Here is a 21,233-nt window from a genome sequence, read left to right on the forward strand (position 1 = left end):
CTTTAATTATAGTAAAAATTTCCCCGGTGTAGAGACTGGGGATTTTTTATTTAAAGATATTCAATTTTCTTATCTTTATCCTCATGACTATTGAAGAACTAAAAAAAGAATTGTTAGGCAAAGAATACCCCGAAAAAATAATCGTATCGAAAGATATGACCGTAATAAATGCAGATAAATTCCTGACAAAGCAATTCTATATGTGTGACCATTGGGAAAAGCCATTAGAAAAATCACCTGCTTATTTGAGGTTGATGAAGTTTTTGAAGGTGGTGAAGAAAAAATAAGGGCTTACTTTTTTATACTTAATATAGCAAACATGTGTGCGTTTAATTATACTGAAATTTTTATCGGAGCATTATTAGGGATTTTGTTAACTATTATCTATGATTCTTTTAAAGACACCCAACGGAAGTATAAGGCAAGGAAATTGTTTTCGTTTTTTCCAGGGATTTATAGATCTTCTATAATTAGTAATGAATTCAAGTCAAAGGCAACAATTTCATATAATGAAGATAACATTCTTCAGATTATCGTTCAGCATGAATCAAGAGAGTGGCGCGGAACGATCAAAATGGAAACGCCCTCGCTTGGTACATTATCTTATGCTTATACAGATAGACCTGATGAAGTGGGATTAAAAACTATTATTCCGTCTTTTGATAAAAACCAATTTACTTTAATTCCCGAACCATATTATTTAACAGCCGCTTCTATGGATTATACTAAGGAAATTTTTATAAAAGAAGATATTACTTCCTCCTCTTAATCCCAAAATACCAAAGAACAGCAAATATCACGATAACCGCCCCAATCGCCCAGCCTAAGTTATTCATTAGTATTGCCCAGATGTTTGCTTTACTTTCGCTAACAACGACCTTGCTTTCTTGCTTTCGTTCTTGTTGAACAGCAACAGCGACCTGCTTTTCTGTCTGATCCTGATTCTTTTCTTCTCGATTTTCAGTCTTGTCCTTACTCTCGGTTATTTTCTCGTTTTCCGTTTTAGTCGTTTTTTCACCTGGTGTTACAATATCCAAAGTCAAAGTTTTACGTAGCGTATCCAATACAGCTTTAATTTGATTGCCTGCCGAATCCCTCAAATAGTTATCGCCTGGCTTTAATTCATGAGGTTTAACCGTCACTTTGGTTGTGCCAGAGGGCTTTTCGGTTACGGTAGTTGTTTCCCTTTCGGTGGTCACAACTCCTTTGTCTACGACCTGCTCCTTAACTTCGCCTTTATTGATTGTGGTTTGAGTAAGCACACAGTCACGCTTGACAACTTCTTCGAGCGTCTGGATATTCTTGGATTTGCTTTTGTTCCTAAGCGAGCCACAAGAAGACAATAAGGCCACTATAGCCATTACTGCAATTAGTTTAATTCCTTTCATCGAGTGATATTTTTAAACTGTCTAAAACGTCCTTTGCTTCTTGGATAGAAATGTAAATCTGTTCCTTTGGCATGGTAGATTGACTACCAGATGTTGATATCATCAATACCAACACAAATGCGAATGCTATTAATTTTTTCATTTTGCTGAATCCTTTCTGACTTTGTCATTTACTTCAATTGCTATGTTTTTAATCTCGTCTACTCCCTGCTTGATTGGCGAGATTTGTTTTTTAACTTCTCCAGGAACTTGCGCTCTGATTTCGTCTTGTATCTGCTTGTTCAAATCGTTAGTAATGCCTATATTTTCATTTTTCGCTCCGATAAAAAGCCAAATGAAAGTGATATTGGTAACCGTCAAGAACGTACATAGGAACGCTAAGGGATTATCCTTAATCCATTGAAATATCTTTCCGCTATCATTAACCCGTTTACCTATGAAGTCTTCCTTATTCTCGCTCATTTCCCCTTACTTTACTAATTCTTTAAATTCTGCCATCGGAAAATGCTTTCCTGGATCTATCTTTCTGCTCGGTGCAATTTCGTCGTGCCCTAATATCTCTTTGATTGGATAAGCGCAGATAAGAGCCATGCAGACTATCTTAGCAACTTCCAACTGCTTTGCTGTGTATTCTTGCTTTCCATCGTTTTGAAGTTCAATACCTATGCTATAGCTATTTAAACCGCTTAACCCTTTCCAGCTTGATACTCCTGCGTGCCAGCATTTAACATTGAATGGTGCAAGCTGTGTCACGACTGCATCACGGCTGATATGTAGGTGGGCTGATACTTGGCTCTTAGGATTGGTCATCCAATTTATTGCACTTGTAGCGTTACTCGCTGCGTCATAGTGCATGACGATGTATATCGGATTAATCTTTCCGCTTACATTCGGAGTAGCCTTATAAGCCACTCCGTTTAGTTTGTTGTTTTCTACTTTCATAACTATTTGATTAATTCGACTAAATATCCTGTCTGTTTTCGTCTACATATATGGTTAAATAAATTATTTGACAGAAAAAATTAATTATCTTACGATTAAATTATAACCAATGGCAAACTCTTCTAAATGTCCTAATGCTTCATGCGATTCAACCGAGTTTGAATCGGTTGTTGGCACTCCTAATAATTCATCAATTAAACTTCTTTTTATTCGCTGTAACTCTTGTGGCACTGTTGTCGGTGTTGTCGATTCTCAATATTATATTGACGCATCTGAAAACATCTAATATTTAATTTCATTAAAAATAAACGTTGACGAATAGCGTGCGATAAGTTGCTGACCTGCTGAATTAGGATGTAATCCGTCAGGCAAATATGTAGCTCCGTTTTCCTTTGAAATTCCGCTGTTCTGAAACAGGTTAATACATTTACATGCGAATTGCTCACTTGATTGTTTAACTATCTGCACATATTCGTAAAGATTGGCTCGTGTACCGTCGATACGCTGTATAGGAGTTGCCAAAATAATTTCAGCATCAGGAAAATGTTTTTTCAAAACAGAAACCGCCCACTTAATCGCGCCCCACATTGTTTTCTTATCTACCGCCGTGTATGCAACTTCATCGACAGCAGTTAAGCTACCTTTAGGAAGCGTGTTTCCTGCATCATTTGTTCCACAATGAACTACAATCACTTTAACCGCAGATTTTACGAGCGTTGCCAAACCATTGACAGGATAAGCGAATCCACCTCCAAAAACATCAGACGAGCTAGTTTCGGGCACAACAGTATTTGTTGGCGTGACGCGTCTTAACAGTCGGTAGACTTGATTCATAATCCTGTTAGCTCCAGATTCGGTAGGCGCATCGCTAAAGTCTATCTTTGTGTTTACGTCATTCGTCCACCTACATCCATCATAACCAACATTTACGACGGTCATTCCTAAATTGGTAGCTACGATTGTGGGATATCCACCAGCGACAATACTATCACCTAAATAAACAAGTGTTTTTCCAGCTAAATATTGAGAGAATGAAGCGTTCTCGTCCTTAGCAAAACCATAACCTCCGATTTTAGTAATCAATAATTCAAATGGTACAACCTCCGATACCTCAGTGAACGAAAGAACTACTTTAGTCAAGTCTTCGCTTGGGTCGCCAGCATTTGCTTTTCTATGGACTGTTGCACGCAGGTAAACGGCTGTTGCTGGAATGTTTGCACTCCCTCGCAATTGCCCAGCGGAGAATAAAGATGCTGAACCATTAACAACATAATTTGAATCATAAAATACGACAGTTCCACCGCCTAACGAGGTAACGGATTTTAACAGATGGATTTTTGCTTGACCTTTACAATAGATATAATCGGATGTTATGCCATTTGCATTTAAACTTAAATTTCCTGTATTAGGATCACCTACATTATACCCATTTAAGTATCCAATCCAATAGCGCCCAGGATTAGGATTAAATTTATTTAAGCCTGGAGTTAAAGAATATCCCACGGGGTCAATACCCCCTTTTAGTTCTTTGGCATAAACTATTGGGTTGTCTGATAAGCCTAGAATATCAGTAAATCTGATAATAACTTTCGATAAATCAACCGCTTCGCCTGCTTGGCTACGTATAGTTGCCTGTACTTTTGTTGCTCCTGCTGGAATATCACGCCAACCGCCCGATGCGCCTGCATTTTTTAGCGACAGCGTTGACAAACGGACATCGGAAGCATCATAGTAGTTAGCATATAATGGTTGAGTATTTGCAATTTGAGTGTCAAACCACAACCGAGTAACTCCAGCAGGAATATTAATTTTTTGTGTGATAATTCCGTTTGCATTATCGGTTATTGTGCCATTAGAAGTAATATATTTCGCTCTTATAAACGAACTTTCATCTTTGTAATTGAAAGAATTCGTAGAAGGTATCGAGGCTGTGGATTCGACACCGCCACCACCTTCAAAAACCGTATCGAATTTCTCTGGATTGGTTGTTGGTGATTGTCCGATAGTAGCTGTTTGCCCTGACTTAACCTCGTAAATTACTCCCTCGAAAAAGATTTGACTGCCTGTAGGATATCCGCCAACTTTTGCTGGGTTGAAGTTTTCGATTGTTTTTCCGTTAGCTCCATTAGTGCCTTGTGGCAAATCCCACTGCATATCTATGCTCCAAACCCCGTCTTTCGCCCATAGAATCCCCATGTCTTTAGTTACGGTTAAATTGCCGTTGTAAGTACCTTTCAATACTTGCATCTTCCTTTCTTGATCCGATGGAATTACAGGAAGCGCAGAACCTGGAGGAACGGATTTCATGTCTATCCCCGTGATATTTAGGTAACTTTTAAGCTCTTGCGCTGTCACGTTTTTAGGCTCACTCCACCCCTCTTTCCATATTGTGAATTTCTCGCTTCCATCCAATATAGGTAGCGTTTCAAACTCGCTAAATTTTACTTTTTCGTCTGCCATTTTGTTTTTCTTAAATATTATCCCTCTATCCACTCACTTCCAGAGTATCGATATGTTCTGATTAATCCGACTATTAATGTTGTTGAACTCACCGATGTGTTAGTTCCTAGTGTGTATATGTTACTTCCATTTCCATACACCGTAATTGTTCCGGATGTAGCGTTTTTTACGATCACCTCGCGTCCAATCTCGACTGCGACATTTGGCAAATTAACATTGCTATTATCGCCAGCTTTGATTAGTAGATAGTCATTAGCGGTCATTATTGTATCTGCATTTGCATCGTGAATTCTTGATGCGTTGTACACCGCTCCTAAATTTTTAAGTGATGATGTCATTGCACCGTATTGCCCCCACGCACGTTGAAGCTGTGCTATTACTTGCGAAGTCAAATCTTGTCTTCTTATGCCGAATATTCCTGCTCGAACGTTTGGATATAATATTGGTCTGGTTGCAGGTCGTTCTTCTGAAGTTTCTCCAACGATGCTAGCGGAGAAGTCAAGACCTGAAGAACCTGGCAAAAAGCTCATGCCTGAATTTCTACTAAGCACTCCTAAGTCGCTTAATATAATTCCGCTTGATGGACTTGTAGTTCCAGACCCTGGATCTACAACTTCTGATCTAAGATTAGTGGCATCAATAACAAAACCACCTATTTTACCTTTAGTAGCTGACATCGAACCATCATTCAAAACCCTGAATGGTGCTGTACTTCTGTTTTCTCCCGTTTGCCCTGCCCAGAACCTAATCGATTGATTTCCGTTTTCAGAAAGTCCGCTAATACCTGAATTAGTAAACCCTTCCGACCCCACCTCAATCAATTGAGCAAATAACCTCTGCACATTAATCATGTAGGCTGTAATCACATCTGTTTCGATTAAACCACCAGATATTAACGTGAATAATTTCGTTGGCGTAAACTCGCGGATGCCATCTATAACGCTTGAAAGAATCCCTAAATTGAAATGCCAAAATCCTGCTTCAGCATCAACCGAAATCTGATTTTCTGATAGTACCCATTCGCCAATCAATCCAGTTCGACTACATTTAGCGGATAGGTAATAGGTAACCAAAGGGTCAAGTCCGCTTGCAGAAAACGCGGTCAGATTCCAAATTGAACCTATCCCATCGATCTCATATTTGCGATGTATCAATCTGCCAGCGGTCAGGGTTAATGTATTCGGGTCACCGCCTACATTGATATCCATTTCCACGCCATCCAAATCAAAGTACATGGATTCATTACCGAATAAACCAGCAATTCCGCGAACCATTGCAGTTTCTAAATTGCCGTCAGGGTCAAATACTTTTTGCTCAAATTCTTTTAGTGCCTGCACACGCGTGCGGTCACGCTCCCATGATTGCTTAGTTGTTTGAGTTATGACTTTTTTGTTTTCCTTGATATCTTTCTCAATCTTTTGGAAGAAAGTATAAGTCACATCGTTTCCAACTTCGGCGATGAACTCCATTCCAGGAATTAGGATATCTGGGAATAGTGCCGAGTAGCTAACGGAAGTCACGCGCAAATTATCGTACAAACCAATTTGAGGATGGCTAACTTGAATAATATCGCCTTCGTCTGGAGTAATTGCTTTGCGCTTTAAATCCAGAATATCAATATCTAAATCGTAAGCTACGCGAGGCGCTTTGTTGTCGTTCAGGTATTGTAAGCGTAAGTCCGCTATCTCTTCAAGCGCGTTCTCTTTGTATGATTCTGGCATTCTAATACCGACTAACGTATAACTATCCCCAACTTCGGCGGAATAATTTTCTTTTGGAATAAGATCGCCTTTTTCAGACTTGTTAGCCTTATAGCGTAATGTCTTGTTTGAATCATTATAAGACGTTATTTCAAACTCCTGACCATTAAGGTCGCCTGATTTGAATACGATTTTAGGCTGGCCTCCGTCGATGAAGTAATCGCTAAGGTTAAAGTCTATCGTTGAATCGGATAACGTATAATTCTCTTCATTAATCTGCCCTACTGCTGTTGCTGTTGATGTACGCTGTGGAAATATAGTTTCATCTGATACCACGCCCTCACGAACACCATATAATGCAATGGCTTCTGCATCATCCAAATAGCCTTCTAAGGTTAAATTCTTGTAAGGATAGGATTGTGGCAGGTTTTGAGTTCCCCCAAACGCATACGCACGAGTAACTATTTTCTTATTATCTAATTGCTGAAGACTTAAGGAGTATAACCCATTGTCTTTACCAATTGACAACGAAATATCACGAGCAATTCCAGCGGTTTTAACGACGCTAATCACTTTACCCCTTACGCTCCATTCACATCCAAATAGTTGCGCAATATCATTTAAGGCATTCCAATAGTACACTTTATCAAATGATAACGGTAACGGCTCAACCACTTCAAATTCGCCCATTGTCCAGCCAGAATCATCTGTGTTAAGGCTATCTAAGAACATTAATAGGTATTCCTCGATGGTACCGAAATAATCAAATGATAGTGCGCCTTCGTCTTTAATTATCCAGCGTTCTAGGTCGTGTCTGTGACCTTGAAACGTGATTGTGTACTCATTGTGAGAATCCAGAATATTTCTTGGCGAGGTCGCGTTAATAGTCATGACCTCGCCCTTATAGGTCAAAGTATCACCGATGGATAAATCAAGGTCGTAGGTAGAGTAAAAGGTAAATACAAGCTCATGCACACCCATTAATTCACGGGTGAATACTCCGTTTTGGAGTGGTAATGTTATCGTGGGATTTGCGCCCCTGTAAACCTGTATATTCATTAATTCCAGTTAGTATTGCACTCGTTTAATTGTGACCCAGATGTTATCACCTGATTCAGTCGTTATTTCCGCTCCGCCTTCAGCTATCCAAATCGCATCGACATTGGTAGGCTGAAAGTTATTTTCGAGATTTAGCGCGAACTCGCAATATTGTTTGCCGTTAGTTGTCGCTATCGGTGTTAAATTGCGAAATGACGGGCTGTCTAAATAGCGTAAGTGATATTCACGACCGAACAACTTCACGCCAAAAGTAAACCCTGATGGAGCGGATAGTATCTGAATAATCGCTGAACGTTTGCTAAGTAAATCCTCAACACTATCCGCTACTAAATAGCAGGTTGGCGAGTAAGTTATTGCCTCGTAAACTGTCGGGGAAGTCGTATCGTAATCCTTACCATTCTCCGTTGCCCATTCATTAAAAAATCTCGGTTTAGGCTTCGGAAGCTTCAACAACTCGCTAAACAGCGAACCTCTTTTGAAGTACAATCCTAATTCTTCTGTATTTTCTGCGTTTATATCAAACATTCCTAGACCTATAGATTAATTGCCGTATTTTTTGCTGACTGCTTTGTTGATGCCTTTTAATTCCGTCACGCTCGCTTCGTTACTTGTTGCAATTCTGTCCGTGTTACTTACTATATCAAAAGTGTTTAAGGCTATTTTCATAGCTTCTTGAGCTGTGTTGAAAGTATTCTGTTGTATTGCATTGAGTGACGCCAATCTAGCATTAGCATTTTGAACCAATTGTGATAAACTATCGTTCTGACGTTTATTGATGTCATAAGTAGCTCGGAAAAGGCCTAATAATTCTGTTCCAGTCTGCTCTGTAATGCGCTCTATTCCTGAAGATGATAGTTGAGATGAGTTGTCTTTATTTGCGAAATCGATTCCCGTTGCTTTCTTCAATTCTTCCCAGTCTTTTTGCGCACCGTCCATCAATGAAGAGTACATTTCCCGAAGCTTATCGATTTCCGTTTGGTCTAATCCATCCTCGCTGTATTGTGCAAAAAGCTCATACCACGGTTGCATCTGTTTTTCAATGCTGTCACGTGAGAATGCTTTAAGGATCGCTTGTTGCATCTGTTTTTCGAAGAAGTCAGTAAAATCTTCAACACTAGTTTTGCCCTGCTCAAACATTGAAACAATGCCCAGAGTTAAGCTTGAGAAAGAAACCCCTGTAAGCTCCTCGCGCATTTGGTTGAGGGCATCTTTCCAAAGCTCATACTGCTCTATGATGTTTTGAACTTGATTAGCAGTGACTTCATCAAATTGACCTTGATCGATTAGTTTTTTAAGGTTGATGATTTCCTCTTCCGTAATATCCTGTATAGATTTCCATTGAAATGTGTAGGCTTTCAAAGTGCCGTTTTTTGATGCATTTATAGCATCTTCCAGCCAAGCAATTTCTAATGAATAATCCTTAGCAAAAGGATTCCATCTGTTTTTTCTTTGCTTCTTTCTCCATTCTTCTAATTGGCGCTCAGCATCTTCAATTGATTTATAACCTCGTAAAGTTTCAGCCAAAGCATCGTTTTGGCGATTCCCGCTATTTGTAAGTATAGCTTTGTCACCAAGTGATTTTATGCTTTCGTTAACCGAATTGTAAGAGTTTCTTACTACGTCAGCATATTTAGTAACTCGTTCGGCGCCATATATATCCTTTATGATTTCTAATTGATACTCTAATGCTCTGGTTATAGAATCAATTTGCTTAATCTGGATATTATTTTGGTATTCTAAATTTTCTTTCTCTTTTTGAATTTTACGATCAATAGAATTTTCCATTGCTTCAACGATTCCGCCAACCATTGAGAAAACCGCCCCGACGATTCCGCCAATTCCTCCGGCAGATGACATTCCTTTACCAACACTTCCTAAAGTATCCCCAATTGATTTAGCCAACTGCCCGACCTGACTAACCATCGACCCAATAGTCTTTAAGCTGTTGCTCATTGATCCGTCGAATTTAGTAGCCATATCAACGAGCGACCCAAAACCCTGAACCAAACTTTCGACAGCCTCATAATTACCTGCTTCAGCATCAGTGATGCCCTTGTCGAAAAAATCCCCGAACAACTTTTTTAGATTAGATTTTTCTTCTTTGGTTGCCTTCTCCATACCATCGATCATTTTCATAATCGATTCTTTACCATTTTTGAAAGCAGACGCTAAAAGCCATTGTGAGGAATCGTCAATTTCTTCAAGTACTTTTTGAAATTCTGGCGAACTTTCAACTAATGCTTGCAAATCCTCCTGCAATCCTTTTTTAAGGATTTCACGTTGTTCATCGCTAGCATATTCTCCTAAGTCGGTGAGCAAGTCGCTATAACGCTTACGTATACGCAATTCAGCCTGTGCAAATGTTTCGGTAGCTTTTAAAGCTTCGGCAAGTCGTTGCCTCCTATCTACTTCCTCCTGTTTAGCAATAGCGTCAAGCATTGCTTTTAAAGCTTTTGCTCTTTCTTCCTGCGCTTGCGTTAGACTACCGCTGGCTCCAGCAAATCCGCCATCGCTTGCGGTTTGTTGGAGTGCAATAATGTCAAGATATTCCTTTTGCAAGCGCTCTTTGTAATCTTTGGCCAATTCCGCTTGCGCGCCAAACATTTCCTTAGCAGACTCAACCCCACTTTGTTTTACGTATGCGTTATACTCGTCATAAATAGCTTTTTGCGCATCAAGTGATGCAACCAATGCAACCGTTTCCTGCCTAGTAGTTGCCTCGCTAATCTCAAAACCTTCTGCTTGAGCCAATCCGCTAGAATTAACCTTCTGTCCTTTATTGCGACTATCACGGTTGAACTTTTCGATTTCCTCACGAATTTTAGCGTACTTATCGCGAATAGATTCGATTTCTTGTTGGTCACGTGAAATAGCGTTTCGGCTTGATTCAGCATTTAGTTGGTCAATCTTCAATTGCAATGAACGCTGGCGCTCAAATGCTTGCTCTTGTTGGCGTTGCAATGCTTCGGCTTCTCGCTTCGCTTTATCGGTTAATGTGGTATCAGGTTCTACAATTCCTGTTGTAGGATTGACAACTGCTTTACCTCCGATTTTAGAGCGCATTTTAGCGAGTTTTTCCGAGCTATAAAGGAAATCATCACGTTTCTTTGCGTTCGTAGAATCAAGCTGATATTCTTTCTTTTTAAGTTCAAAAATTCCTTCTTGATTCTTAAGCATTCGCTCCTGATCGGTAACTGATGCTCTATAAAATTCACGCATTGCCTTATATGGCACAATGCTTTTATCGTTTTGGTTTTCGGTGTCCGAAGCAAGTTTATAGTATTCGCCTAACACGTCAGCTGTCGCGCGGTCGCCTCTATTGCCCGATAAACCGCCCCATCTAACAAAAAATTCTTTCCATGATGTAGAAGTAACGAGTTTTGTTACGCCTTCTAAAATATCAGCGAATGTTCCAATAATAGCAACAGAAGCTTTGCCAATTGCGCCCGAACCGTTCTCAACACTTAGAACTAGATTATCCCACGCAATTCCTATTCGCTGTGTCTGATTTACTAACTTTCCTGATGCTGTTTCAAACTCTTCTTGCAACGCGCCGCTTGCATTTTTAACAGTGTCCATTGCGCGCGCAAGCGTATCGTATCCTGTCGCTAAAGTTCCAATTACACGTGTTTGGCGAATATCTGTGATTCCGTTTTTCTCCAATTGAGCCTGTACGCTTCCACCTGCCTTAAAGATTCCATTTAAACCTTTGATGTAGTCCTGAAATACTCCAGAAGCATCTTCACGGAAACGACGCTGTAATTCAGCAGATGAACCGCCAACAACCTTTAATATATCTGCAACGCCTTTGCCTGAACGTATTGATTTTTCGAATGTGCTTAATGTTTTTTGGAAAGTTGAGCCAACGACTTCCGCTTCAATACCTAGCGATTTCGTAGCGGTTGCATAAGCCAGTACGTCTTGACGTCCAACTCTGTATAATCCTGTATTTTGCGAAATAGCTTCCGCATTGGCTAATATTTCTGATTCAGTTGCAGCGAAGTTATTACCGAGATTTACAATCTCATCGCCAAATGCTTTAACGTTCTGCACCCCCCCATCGACAAGCGTCAACATTCTAGCGATTTCTGCTCCGCCCTTTTCACCCGATATATCCGAAGCGGTTTCTAGCTTAGCTAGCGCCTCGGTGAAGTTCATTATATTATCTGTGCCCTTAACACCCAACTGACCTGCGATAGTCGCGTATTCAAGCAATTTAGCTGTGCTTACCGTTTGAAGGGAACGGGATAATTTGACAATAGCGTCCGCCATCGCTTGCAATTCCAATCCTGCTAATCCAGTTGTTTTACTAACGTTTAGCAAACCGTTGTTGAAGTCGATTACAGTCTGTTTATTCCCTTTGAATAAGGCAAAAAGCGCTGCAAATGCTGTGATTGCTAAACCAATTGGAGACACAAGGAAGCTTAAAATCCCTTTTCCCATTGACATGAAGGCAGCGCCCAATTCTTTTATTGCTCCAGGCTTTCCGGCTAAATCATCAAGCGAAGTTCCGAGTAGGGAAAGCTTCTGATTGATGCTTGCTATTTGCGGACTTACCAATTCTAAAGCATCACCATAATTACCGACATTGCGCTGATGTAAGCCTAATGAAGCATCAATTTTTTTTATGCCCCTATCAAGTACATTTGTTTGTTTGGTTAGCGCATCCGCCTTTTTGGCCAAAGCTTCGTAACCTAAAGAATTCTTGTATCCTTGTCTTTCCAGACGGAACATTTCAGCTAGAACATCTTTTGTTTCTTTACGAACCTTTCCTAAGGCTCTGTTTAGTTTTTCGTATTCACTATTCTCCTGTTCTAGCTGTTTCTTTCTTTTTGCTGCTTCTTTAGATTGTTTAACAGCTTCTCGCTCTGCATCTTTACGAGCCTTTTCCGTGTCTCGAAGAACCTTTTCAGCTTTTCTTTCTTCTTCTGTAGCTTTTCGTCTTTCCTCGGCAGATCTTTTTAACTCTAAACTATATTCAGCTAAATCTTTTCTCCCCTGCTGATATTCAATCCTTTTTTGCTTTTCGGCTTGGATAAGTGATTCGGTCACATTTTTCTTTTCAGCTAAACCAACTTTAGCTTCTTGCTCAATTTGCTTGAGTATATTTAGGTCAGAAATTTCTTTCGATCGTTCTGCACGAAGCTTTTTTATTGTTTCGATTTCAGAAAGCTTGGCATCTCTAAGATTATTGTTCGCTGTGATTCTACCTAATACTTCTGCTTGCTTTGCTGCATTAGAAGTTTCTTTTGCAGTTTCTTTCATCGCTTTGGCTAATCCATTACTGATCGTTTTATTAAGGTCAGCGTTGAACTTTTCAGTCATTTCTGACTGCATTCTAGCGATATTCGCAAGCTTCTTACGCAAATCACTATCATCACCAATAAACTTAAATTTAACATCCGCCATACAGCTTCAAAATTACCTTTAAGGCAGGTTTAGAATGGTTTTATGATTCTGTAAACGAAATAATTACAAAATATTAAGTAATCCATTTGGATAATTTAAATTTTGTATTTACTTTTGGTTTATCAAGACAGCTGGATAGACAGTAAAATTGTTCTTTAACTTAATTCAAAAACCCCAACAGCGAGAAGCGAACGACACGTAGTCGGTTAGGGGTTAAGATAAAAACAACCGTTTCCGAAAGGTGAGTGAATCGAAGCGCAATAAGGCGACCGTAAATGCTCGGTCATGGATGGGCACATCCTGTTAGCCTGAGACGGTTGTTTTAAAAGAAATAAGTACAGCACGGAAAGACGTGCAAATCGTTCTTTATAATAATTAGTACCTCAAATTAAAGCTCGCATTATGCGATAGTATAACTTAGCAGACTGAAACTGCGGTACTATAATCAAGCTTGTGGAAGTGTGTTTACAGGCTTGATTTAAAAAAATAGAAACAACCATAATGCTTAAAACCATAAAGTAGCCTTTAAAGTCTTGGTGAAGCTTGGGTAAATCGTGAGGGAATGAAGAATGATGCCCGACAGGCGTGCCATAAAGTGGTTATATGGTTGTTTAAAAATATAGCAAGGTGGCGGAATAGAGACGCATGAGAGAGTGTAAATTCTAATTTATTAGTCTTTAGTTCAGTACAATAGCTGTTACACATAAGCGAAAGTACATGCAGGTATCAAATCCTGTCCTTGCTTTAAAAATATTTTTCACTCAGCTGAACAAAGTGAATGGGGAAAGCGAGCTGTAGCGAACCCCCTCCAAGCAACCACGGTGCAATAGTGTGGCAAAACAATTGTCCAGCAAGGTTGTAAAATCGTGACAATCGGGAAAGACCGATAATTTGAACAGATGGCGGAATGGTAGACGCTAAAGCAGGTATAAGATCGCGAGCAAGTAAGGCTTCCTGTCCTATAATAGGAAAAAGATAAAACTCATGCAGGTTCGAGTCCTGCTCTGTTCACACCCCTCACAGATAGCAGAATGGTGCTAACCGTGTTGGATTACATATAACTGGAGACGGTTGACTTCATGGACAGGAATAGAGACACGGACATGACCGGACGGGAATCTACTCGGCAACGATGAGTTAGCCAAAAAGAGTGGCAAATCGGAAAAACAATGGTTGGACTGTAAATCCATACCGAACGTTAGCACCTGACAGCCTGGAAAGACAGGCTTTATTAAGTTCATAATTTAGGTTTATAATTGGTTAGGCCGTGGCATTCTCCCCGTTTGTCACGGTTTTTTAAATATCAGTTAATATTAAGAACTACCAACTCAGTTTTTAATATTAAAATCCATTTTAATATTATCAATTAAATCATTTTTCAATTGATTAAAACTTCTCCCTGAAGTAAGATTGCTTAAACGTTCAAAATATATATTAAAATCTTTAAATTCGAAGTCGTTTTTTTTATGAAAATCCCGTTGAAAAGATAGGTCATATACATCTTGAAGCTCCTTTCGGATAAGATTTGTGTTCTCTAAAATATTTTTTGGATAAAATATTGAAGCCTGTTGATTAAATCTTATGAATGTATTTATATCTTTTCTAATTTCCATTGGATTAATACCAGAACTATCTCCTCCATGACCGTAATGAACAATTTTATCTTTTAATTCGTCAATAGAATTTAAAAGTTTCTTATAAATTTCAAGCTTTTCTTTAAATATTCCAGAATAAATTATTTTATGTTGTTCTATTTTTTTGTCAATATCATTTTTAACAAAACTGTAAAAAATTGCATTTGCAATCACTGTAAACGAAGCTGTTATTATCGGAATCCATATATTATCCATATATTAAAATTACAAGTTATTCATTTGATTAATTATCGAATTTATTGCTACTGGAATAATAGCCTTTACTGTTTCAAAGGTTAATGACATTCCACCTTTCTTTGCTATTTCCTTGGTTTTGCCCCAGATGGTATCATCAAGCATTTGTTTTAAGAAACCATGTCCGCTGAAAGATATATCTACTCTACTCCTACCTCCACTAAAAGCTTTTACTTGAAGATAACCTGCTTCCATTAACTTTTTTTGTTGGTACATAACAAAATCATCTGGATACCCCTCAATTTTAGGCATCCAAGTTAGACCGTTAACCCCACCCTCTTTTTCAATCTTTTGCAAAATCAGCCTGCAAAGCTCTATGTCCAATTTCATGATATTATTAAAATTTAAGTGTTTCAATTAATTAGAAAATTCTCTTTTCCAAAATTATTAATACTCTAAAATACAAATAACAGATCAAAATATACCATCCCTCATTTCAATAATCCAAGATTTTAGTTCTATATTCGAAGGTATACGGTTTCCCGTAAAAATAACTTAATTATGTTTTTATATCTTTATGGATTAATCTAAAAAATATATGAAAAGTTTTTTTTTACAAGCACCTGCTTCCGACGGAGGATCAGTAGTAACATTTATAGTAGTTTTTGCGATTGCAATTCTTGTTTTTTTTGTTTTGAGAAATGTTATTCTTTGGTATTACAAGCTTGATGTAATCTCTAGAAACATTGAAGGTCAAACAGAGATATTGAAAGCTATACTTAGAAAAATGGAATCGAAAAATGATGGACACTTTAATGCAAATAATAATCAAAAATCGGAAGGCGTCAATGAATAATTATGTTTTAATTTTTGCTTTTGCTAGCATGTTTTTATTAGCGTTTAACGTTAGGGGACAAGATTACGGAAAAAACGTTAGCGGTGTTTATGTTAAAATAAATGAACAAAACCCCAAAACATACATTGAAGAAGACAGTTTATTTTCATTTAAAGTAAAATATATAGATAATACGTCGGTGACTTTAGAAATTAAGAACAAAACAAATGATGTTGTAGAGCTTGATTTATCGAAAAGTTATTTTATTGTTGGTGGAAATACTACATCAGTATTGCCATCAGGAACACTTCAAAAAGACATAAATCTTCCTGTGCCTAATCAGATTATCGGTCCGTCTGCAAATCTTGTTATAAACTTGATGTCGAGGGACTATCTTTCTTTATTGAACCCACTTATAAGTAACAAAAGAGCTTCTAAAGCTTACAAAGATGGCAATGACTACGCTCGAGAGATATTAACGTTAAGTTTTAAGAACTCTGACAATTCTTATCAAACGAGAGCTTTTAATATTGATACATATTCAAATCATTACGTTGAAAATCAAAAAAGAGCTAATAAAAAGAAAAAATAAAATTTGTACAATCAAAAAATATTTATCATTATCGATGTCGTAGGAGAATGCGAGTTTCTTCTAAAAACTTTATCTAATAAGTTAGGTCAAAATATGTTTACCGAGATAAGTGATGCAATCTATTTGGCTAAGAATTATTTGTTGACGAAATAAATGTTATATAACGTATATTTTATTAAAAACTAACTAAAAATAAGAAAACCCGACAATCAGGGTTTTCTTATTTTACAGCCTTTCGTTATAATTGACTTTTATTAAATCTTTTGGTAAAGGCTTAGGAAGCATTGCGGTTGAGAATCAAAATTCAAGTATATCCAAAGCCGACTCTATTGGAAAGTGATTAAGTTTTCAGATTAATTATTTACCGTAAACGCTACTAACTAAACCATTCTGTATATAGAGCAAGTAATTATTTCTTTCGAATTCATTTGGATGGTTTTTTGGCATGTAATAGTATGCATCAGGAATTAAAGTGCTGAATGAGGCGCTAGTATACAACTTTCCATCCATAACATTATAGTGGATATCTGTAACCATTCGAGGATAAGCATACAAAGGATCCATTATATTTAAAAGATCAAGCTCATACATACAGAAGGTTGAATTGTAATTAATAGAAATAGGTAGCGCTACAGGAACTAAAGTGTGAGGAACTTCATTCATCCCTAAAAATGTTAAACCAATTTGTTTTGCTGCTGGATAAGTTAGATATTTTAAAGGATTTTGTGCTATAAATTCATTATAAAATGATTCGGGGAATTCAAATTCTCCCACTAAGTATTGAACAACTAATAATACATCGTTAGCGGCATAATCTGTATGACCGTGAGGAATATAGGTCACGAAGATTGTTGAATATCCCAAAGAATAAATAGCATTGATAACCGCTAAAGTTTTGTCTGTGCTACTAGGGTACAGTATGTTTACATTTGGATTATTATTGATTAAATTATAAGCTTCAATAATACAATCCAAATGAGTTTTTGATATTGTCGTCAACGATCTTGCTCTTAAGTTGCTGAGTGCATTGCCAAGGATAGGGTAATAACCTGAGGGGACTGGTTTGGGTCCTGAACCCATTTCCGCTACAGGTGAAGTAGGATGTTTTACACAGCTGTTGAAAGCAGTGACTAATGCTTTATATGCAGTTCTAAAGTTACTGATTGAGGTTGCCGAAGTATCATTCGCAAAGGTTAAAAATAAACTTGTGGAATTTATGTGAAAATCATTATGACATGCTATAAGTACGTCATTAGAATTTAAAGATTCTAATGATGTTTTTTCCTCAATTTGACGTTGACTATTCTCGTTGTTGTAAAGGTTAAGTTGACTTCTTTCACACCCATACAATCCAATGAAGATAAAAATAGTGGCTAATAATTTTCTCATAAATTTAGTTTTAATTGTGTAATTTATAAAATCCGTAACAGATTATTAATATGTATATTAAGCTAACGGAGATACTTCCATTTTGTTGGAATCCTTTCACTAAAATAAGAAATAATTACGATAAATTTTATTTCGATGGTAGATTTTTTATTCGGAATTATCCGGACCATCCATTTAAGCCTTCTTTATGTATTATTGAATAACATATATATGAAGAAAAGCCTTACAAATTACTGTAAAGCTTTTCTTATAACACACAATGTCGATATTGAAAGCATTTCATTTGGTTGGCGTCTAATCAGTCGCCAACCTTTTTCGACTAATAAATTATTCTTTTCCATATCTCGAGCTATTCCACTGCCCGAGGAATGACCGCTGTTTCCTTTCATCCAAATCCCTCCCTCCTGCTCAATTGCTATCTTAAGTTCTGGAATGGCATAATCAATACGAAACTGTCGTTCTGTACAAAAGTAAAACTCTGGCCATACTTCTAAATCTAATTCCAATTTGATAAGACGAATGAATGCATCTTGATGATTTTCTTTATTCCGAATATTTCGAGTATCGTTAATATCACCTGTTCGATTTATTTTTGACCGCTTCTTTTTTGGTGTGAGGCGCGATTTTGCTTCTGCAGTTGAAGGATGAAAAAAGCGATCGCCAATCCTGATAAAACCTTTATCAATGATTTCTTTAACGATCGATTTTCCCTGCCCGGGTCTGCCCCATTTTGCCATAAATAATAATTATACTCCCAAACCTTTTTCGAGTCTCATGCCTACATTGAAAAGTGATATTTCGCTGTTACTTGAAAGTGTTTTGGGTGTTGGAATATTGGCTCCTGAATTATCATTGTTGTCGGTGCTGTAATCTGGAATCACCGCGTTATACATCATCATATTTTTCCAGCTTAATTTCCATTTTACATCTTGTTCGCTCCATCCGTAATATTTACAGACGTTGCCGATGATTGCCCATGGGCTGGAGCTTCCAGGATATGGTTTAGATGCTGAAGATCTATTAGAGATCCCGTAATGCCGAAAAAAGTTTCTACGTCTAACCTCCGGTAGACTTCGATTATATAGGTAAGCAGTTCCTCGTTTGAAAATTGATAATTAATTGCATCGATCAGCCATTGTGGGTTTTTTCCAGACTTATTGTTAATTCCCGTTGCTAAGAATTCAATAAACAAAGGAATGTTGTGCTGGATCATCGAGTAGATATCGATATCCTGCTTTGATTTATGAACCTTTAAATCTGTGAGGATCGCAAGCAATTTAAAAACGGTTGCTGGCCATAAATCTGAAAGGTATAATCTTTTGTATTTTGGAAGAATAAAAAGGAATGAAAATAATTTTTGCCACCAAGTAGCATAAGTAATTTTAACCTTTCTAATAAATTTATTTTGATCTGTGATAGTTTGGACTATCTCTTTTTGTATTTCTTTACTCATTTTGGTTAGGGTAAAAAATCCCTACTAACCGCCTAACCTTCGGCTTTCAGGATTATTTAAGATTTCTGTTATTATCCTTCTGGAAGAACTACGTCGATGAATTTGTAACCCCATGGAGAAACAGCTTCACCAGATGCATCTACAGGAGTTGTAGCTTCACCGGAGAAACTAAACGCAAGGAAACCATCCTTTGTAAGCGCATTAGCAAATCCTGCGGACATCGCCAAAGAAGGGGCTTCCCACACCATTTGTTTTCCTTCGAAAGCATTAGATGTCAATCTCGCTGCTAAATAATAGATTTCATCTTGAGTTGGAGCTTTGAATTCAGTTGCGCCGGTAGTAACCAAGCCTTTGAAAAGCAAATTTGCTTTATCAACTGATAAATTCAATGAATTTCCTGCTAAAGATGCTGGATCTGTTTCTCCAGGTAAAACCCAGCGGATACCAGATTTGTCCTCAACACGAATGCGAACTTTTTCTAACGGTGGTACGGTGATATTCACGCTCCCCATTTCTAGATCATCTACTTTTATCCAACCAGCTACTGGCATTGCACCGTTGGCTGCGACAATAGCGAGTTCTAAAGATTTTATACCTGTGACTGCTGCCATAATTTATTTTAATTTGTGGCCTTACTAGGCCAGTTAAATATTCTTGTTAATTTTTGTCTCTACGCAAGTAGAGATACTTTACTTTGAAACCGTAAAACCAGTTCTTTCCGTCAGGAACTATCTCGCCACCGCTATCGAGATGAAGGGTAAAATCAAGGCCTCTGTAATCGTCAACGACTTCCATTAAAGTAGATCCAATTTCTTGCATACGAACGATATTCGGTTGTGTTGAATCAGTTGCAGTCGGATTGCCGCTAGGTTGATTTTTAAGATTTGGAACATGAGTATTAACATTGAAATACCCTTCGGTGACCTGTTCAGCACTAGTAACAATCGTATTAATAACAATATCCTCCTTCTCTGAATTCAAGCGTCTGTTCATTAGCCTAATCTCACCTGTCAATGAAGTATTTGTGATGACATCAGCCATTTCAAGTACATTCTTGATATCGTTCATCGCTTGAACAGCTGTTTTTAGTGTCTTTGTTCCCATAACTACTAAATTGACCCCATCTCAGCAAAGGCTTGCTTTAGCGCGCTATCTAAATTGATATAAGCCCCGCTCAAAACATCGAAGCCCTTTCTCTCTACCCAACTTGAATACTCCATACCAGAAACCAAAACCACTCCCCAGCCTGTCGATTCTCTCAATACATCTAGAGCAACCTGCAAACCTTCTTTTAATCCTGTTGCTTTATCAGTCCCGACTGGACTCTCTTTGAAGCTTTTGTGAACTACTTTACCATCTTTGTAGATGATGAAACCTGTTGAGCTTCTTAGATTGCCGGTATGATCATCGTAGGCTTTTCCATTGCTAATCTTGTTTCGAACCAACTCAACTCCGCGCTCTAATACCGCAGACAGATGTTTGATAACTTCATTATCAATTTCATTCTGCACTTCTTGTGCTAATGCTTTCATGTCTGTGGTGATTTGCAGTCCTATTTTCATCACATTTTTCCTTTACAGTGCAATTGCCCTTGATGAAACCATAGAATTTCTTGCTTAAAAACAATGTATGTTCCCGATTTATCTTTCCCGGTTACTTCTACGCCCGACAAAATAGGCTCTGTCTCCAATGGAAAAGCTATATCAAAACTGTATTGAACCTCAGTTCCATCCTGCTTTCTAAAAAAAGATGTTCCGCGAACAGGAACGAATCGACATTCAACAGTAACATCATTTCCATTTTGATCCTCGTAGGTCAATGTATCTGGATATTGATTTTCTACCATAAGTCTGAAACGCTTGTAATAATCGGAGTATCATCTTCTTCCATTTCGTCAGGCATTCCCCATTTTTTTAGGATTGCCCTTCGAAGCTTTAGCAAACCATCAATACTACGCTGAGTAAGTTGGAAATCTAATTCCTTGACAGATTCTGGTGATAATGCTACGACGAAGATTAGCGCTGCCAAAGCAAGATCAATCCCTTTTCTGCTTTCCTCATTTTGTGGAGTATATTCCTCTTCAGGATTAATATTTTGCTCCAATAGAACCGTCGTTACGGTGTCAGGTTTAACGGGAAAATTAACTTTGCTTAGCAGTGCCTTTCTGTTCGTCATAT

The 21,233-nt window shown here is 37.9% G+C and carries 22 protein-coding genes and 1 tRNA gene; 5 read left to right on the top strand and 18 right to left on the bottom strand.

Translation table 11 applies throughout. The annotated features are described in order from the left end of the window. Window positions 1-83: 83 nt before the first annotated feature. Complete coding sequence (locus C4F49_RS18145; RefSeq protein ID WP_418895775.1) at window positions 84-287, top strand: DUF6965 family protein; 204 nt, start codon at window positions 84-86, stop codon at window positions 285-287. Next, entirely contained in the window at window positions 212-769 is a 558-nt protein-coding gene (locus tag C4F49_RS05360) for a hypothetical protein (RefSeq protein ID WP_196934851.1), read from the top strand. The genes C4F49_RS18145 and C4F49_RS05360 overlap by 76 nt, the downstream gene beginning before the upstream one ends. Here the strand turns inward: C4F49_RS05360 and C4F49_RS05365 are convergent. From C4F49_RS05365 to C4F49_RS05395, 7 genes are all read right to left on the bottom strand, one after another. After that, entirely contained in the window at window positions 753-1,388 is a 636-nt protein-coding gene (locus tag C4F49_RS05365; protein WP_196934852.1) for a hypothetical protein, read from the bottom strand. The two genes, C4F49_RS05360 and C4F49_RS05365, sit on opposite strands and share 17 nt — an antisense overlap. Before the next feature lie 138 nt (window positions 1,389-1,526). Beyond that, complete coding sequence (locus tag C4F49_RS05370) at window positions 1,527-1,850, bottom strand: hypothetical protein (protein WP_196934853.1); 324 nt, start codon at window positions 1,848-1,850, stop codon at window positions 1,527-1,529. Window positions 1,851-1,856: 6 nt separating this feature from the next. Next, window positions 1,857-2,330 carry an N-acetylmuramoyl-L-alanine amidase gene (locus C4F49_RS05375; protein ID WP_196934854.1) on the bottom strand — a complete coding sequence of 158 codons (474 nt, stop codon included), beginning with the start codon at window positions 2,328-2,330 and terminating at the stop codon, window positions 1,857-1,859. 282 nt (window positions 2,331-2,612) lie between these two features. Next, on the bottom strand, window positions 2,613-4,790 hold the full coding sequence (locus C4F49_RS05380) for an SGNH/GDSL hydrolase family protein (protein WP_196934855.1): 2,178 nt from the start codon (window positions 4,788-4,790) through the stop codon (window positions 2,613-2,615). Window positions 4,791-4,807: 17 nt separating this feature from the next. Then, the gene (locus tag C4F49_RS05385) at window positions 4,808-7,549 is read right to left on the bottom strand and encodes a phage tail protein (protein WP_196934856.1); all 2,742 of its coding nucleotides are present in this window, start codon (window positions 7,547-7,549) and stop codon (window positions 4,808-4,810) included. A 9-nt stretch (window positions 7,550-7,558) separates the two neighbouring features. Next, entirely contained in the window at window positions 7,559-8,074 is a 516-nt protein-coding gene (locus C4F49_RS05390) for a hypothetical protein (RefSeq protein ID WP_196934857.1), read from the bottom strand. Window positions 8,075-8,089: 15 nt separating this feature from the next. Next, window positions 8,090-12,958 carry a phage tail tape measure protein gene (locus tag C4F49_RS05395; RefSeq protein WP_196934858.1) on the bottom strand — a complete coding sequence of 1,623 codons (4,869 nt, stop codon included), beginning with the start codon at window positions 12,956-12,958 and terminating at the stop codon, window positions 8,090-8,092. An 893-nt stretch (window positions 12,959-13,851) separates the two neighbouring features. Between C4F49_RS05395 and C4F49_RS05400 the strand changes: the two genes are divergently transcribed. Then, window positions 13,852-13,969 (top strand) — tRNA-OTHER (locus tag C4F49_RS05400). Window positions 13,970-14,286: 317 nt separating this feature from the next. Here the strand turns inward: C4F49_RS05400 and C4F49_RS05405 are convergent. Both C4F49_RS05405 and C4F49_RS05410 read right to left on the bottom strand, forming a co-directional pair. Then, window positions 14,287-14,808: a hypothetical protein gene (locus C4F49_RS05405; protein WP_196934859.1), complete on the bottom strand. Its 522-nt coding sequence runs from the start codon at window positions 14,806-14,808 to the stop codon at window positions 14,287-14,289. Window positions 14,809-14,817: 9 nt separating this feature from the next. Then, the gene (locus C4F49_RS05410; protein WP_196934860.1) at window positions 14,818-15,177 is read right to left on the bottom strand and encodes a DUF2513 domain-containing protein; all 360 of its coding nucleotides are present in this window, start codon (window positions 15,175-15,177) and stop codon (window positions 14,818-14,820) included. Between the two features lie 208 nt (window positions 15,178-15,385). Here C4F49_RS05410 and C4F49_RS05415 point away from each other — a divergent pair, with 208 nt between their 5' ends. Continuing rightward, window positions 15,386-15,643, top strand: a complete 258-nt coding sequence (locus C4F49_RS05415; protein ID WP_196934861.1) for a hypothetical protein — start codon at window positions 15,386-15,388, stop codon at window positions 15,641-15,643. Next, window positions 15,636-16,214, top strand: coding sequence for a hypothetical protein (locus C4F49_RS05420; RefSeq protein WP_196934862.1), 579 nt, complete (start codon window positions 15,636-15,638; stop codon window positions 16,212-16,214). Before C4F49_RS05415 ends, C4F49_RS05420 begins: the two co-directional genes overlap by 8 nt. 357 nt (window positions 16,215-16,571) lie before the next feature. Here C4F49_RS05420 and C4F49_RS05425 read toward each other — a convergent pair whose 3' ends face one another. From C4F49_RS05425 to C4F49_RS05465, 9 genes are all read right to left on the bottom strand, one after another. Next, entirely contained in the window at window positions 16,572-17,603 is a 1,032-nt protein-coding gene (locus C4F49_RS05425; RefSeq protein ID WP_196934863.1) for a hypothetical protein, read from the bottom strand. A gap of 230 nt (window positions 17,604-17,833) precedes the next feature. After that, a complete protein-coding gene (locus C4F49_RS05430) occupies window positions 17,834-18,340 on the bottom strand; it encodes a PDDEXK family nuclease (RefSeq protein WP_196934864.1) in 507 nt (168 codons plus the stop codon). Between the two features lie 9 nt (window positions 18,341-18,349). Then, window positions 18,350-18,502, bottom strand: coding sequence for a hypothetical protein (locus C4F49_RS05435; RefSeq protein ID WP_196934865.1), 153 nt, complete (start codon window positions 18,500-18,502; stop codon window positions 18,350-18,352). A 23-nt stretch (window positions 18,503-18,525) separates the two neighbouring features. Next, the gene (locus C4F49_RS05440; RefSeq protein WP_196934866.1) at window positions 18,526-19,056 is read right to left on the bottom strand and encodes a hypothetical protein; all 531 of its coding nucleotides are present in this window, start codon (window positions 19,054-19,056) and stop codon (window positions 18,526-18,528) included. Between the two features lie 71 nt (window positions 19,057-19,127). Beyond that, window positions 19,128-19,667, bottom strand: coding sequence for a hypothetical protein (locus C4F49_RS05445; RefSeq protein WP_196934867.1), 540 nt, complete (start codon window positions 19,665-19,667; stop codon window positions 19,128-19,130). Between the two features lie 46 nt (window positions 19,668-19,713). Next, complete coding sequence (locus C4F49_RS05450) at window positions 19,714-20,160, bottom strand: hypothetical protein (protein WP_196934868.1); 447 nt, start codon at window positions 20,158-20,160, stop codon at window positions 19,714-19,716. A 5-nt stretch (window positions 20,161-20,165) separates the two neighbouring features. After that, window positions 20,166-20,618: a hypothetical protein gene (locus C4F49_RS05455; protein WP_231388215.1), complete on the bottom strand. Its 453-nt coding sequence runs from the start codon at window positions 20,616-20,618 to the stop codon at window positions 20,166-20,168. Then, on the bottom strand, window positions 20,618-20,902 hold the full coding sequence (locus C4F49_RS05460) for a hypothetical protein (protein WP_196934870.1): 285 nt from the start codon (window positions 20,900-20,902) through the stop codon (window positions 20,618-20,620). The genes C4F49_RS05455 and C4F49_RS05460 overlap by 1 nt, the downstream gene beginning before the upstream one ends. Beyond that, window positions 20,896-21,231 (bottom strand): DUF6706 family protein, encoded by a 336-nt coding sequence (locus C4F49_RS05465; RefSeq protein WP_196934871.1) that lies wholly within the window; start codon window positions 21,229-21,231, stop codon window positions 20,896-20,898. Before C4F49_RS05465 ends, C4F49_RS05460 begins: the two co-directional genes overlap by 7 nt. Window positions 21,232-21,233: the final 2 nt, after the last annotated feature.

It is taken from the genome of Sphingobacterium hungaricum (assembly GCF_015210005.1).
In the GTDB taxonomy this organism is placed as follows: Bacteria; Bacteroidota; Bacteroidia; order Sphingobacteriales; family Sphingobacteriaceae; genus Sphingobacterium; species Sphingobacterium hungaricum.